At 63.7% G+C, this 1,586-nt stretch carries 1 protein-coding gene; it reads right to left on the bottom strand.

The genetic code is table 11. From position 1 onward, the window contains the following. Window positions 1-35: 35 nt before the first annotated feature. Window positions 36-1,459, bottom strand: a protein-coding gene (locus AB0M59_RS53560; protein ID WP_364632163.1) for an IS3 family transposase whose coding sequence is annotated in 2 segments (ribosomal slippage) — window positions 36-1,093 and window positions 1,093-1,459 — 1,425 coding nt in all. Because the reading frame shifts where the segments join, the coding sequence is not laid out codon by codon here. Between the last annotated feature and the right edge of the window lie 127 nt (window positions 1,460-1,586).

Here is a 1,586-nt window from a genome sequence, read left to right as displayed (position 1 = left end):
TCGGAATTTGTCAAGGTGAGTGAGACCAGTGGGTGTTAGGCGGCTTCGGGTTCGGTCTCCTGGCTGGCGTCGTCGGCTGGGCGGTTGATCCAGACGGTGCCGGGGAGATCAAGCATCTTCGGTGCTGTGGTGATGCCACCGAACCGGTGCGGATGCTGGGCGCGGGCCTCGGCGAGCACGACGCGTCGGTCGGCGGCTTTGGCGGCTGCCAGGCCGAAGTGGACGTCGGCTGGCGTGTGCAGGCCGATGCCGGTGTGTCGATGTTCGTGGTTGTACCACTGGGCGAATTCGTCCATGAATCGTCTCGCCTCCGACAGCGATCCGAAGCGTTCAGGGAATTCCGGACCGTATTTCAAGGTCTTGAACAGTGATTCCGAGTACGGGTTGTCATTCGACACCCGCGGCCGCGAGTGCGATCGGGTGACCTCGAGATCGGCGAGCAAGACGGCGACGGTTTTGCTGGTCATCGACGTGCCCCGATCGGCGTGCGCGACCTGCGGAACGCCATGGACCGTGAACACCTGTTCCATCAGTTCCTTGGCCAGAACACCAGATTCGTGGGCGTGGACATGGACGCCGACGATGAACCGGGAGTAGATGTCGATCATCACGTAGGCGTCGAAGTAGGTGCCTTTCACCGGACCTGCGAGCTTGGTGATGTCCCAGCTGTAGACCTGCCGGGCCGCGGTCGCGACCAGTTCCGGGCATACCGCCGCGGGGTGACGCGCCAACCGGCGGCGTTCCTTGACCTGCTTGTTCTCCGCCAGCACCCGATACATCGTGGACACCGAACACAGGTAGACGCCCTCATCGAGCAGCTGGGCGTAGATCTGCAGCGGCGCCAGGTCCACGAACCGGCTACCGGTGAGCACTTCGAGAATCCGTCGGCGTTCCAACACGGTCAGCTTGTTGACCGGGTCCGACACCGGTTGCGGTGCGACCACCGGTGTGAGTGCGGCGGCGGCGGCCTTGCCGTGACGGACCGCCGTCGAGCGCACCAAACCGGTCAGCAGGGCGGCTTGCCTGGTCGGCACACCATCTCCGGTCATCGACGCATAGGCGTGGGTCAACGCTTCTTGTGCTTCTCGTCGGAATCCGCTCTCTCGGAAAGACTTTCCAAGAGAGCGTGCGCTTTTCCCATGATGTCCAGGGCGGTCTCGGTGGTGTTCAACCGCTTGTTCAAACGGGCATTTTCCTGCGTGAGCCGGGCGATCTCAGCTTGCTCGGCGGACAGCTTGCCGACCTTCTCGCCTGGTTTCTTGCCCGCCAGCACGCCGGCATCGCGCTGCTTACGCCACTCGCTGATCAACGACGAGTACAAGCCTTCCCGCCGCAGGTACCCACCGCCGTCGTGTTGCTCGCACGCCGCCTCGTAGGCTTCCAGATGGGCGAGTTTCTCCGACGCGGTGAACGCGCGCCGCCGACGCGGCCCGTCACTGCGCGGGTGCTGGGAAGCCATCCGCTCATTATCGCCCTCGACCAGCGAGGACATGCTCGTGCGGGTCATCTCAGTCGATCCGTATCTCGCCCTGCATCAGGCCGGGTTGCTATGAACCAGTGGACTCAACTCACCCTGACACGCAGGG

Origin of the sequence: Amycolatopsis sp. NPDC051371 (assembly GCF_040682155.1) — a bacterium.
Lineage (GTDB): Bacteria > Actinomycetota > Actinomycetes > Mycobacteriales > Pseudonocardiaceae > Amycolatopsis.
The sequence above is the reverse complement of the archived record's forward strand: the minus strand, read 5'-3'. Positions and strand labels throughout refer to the sequence as shown.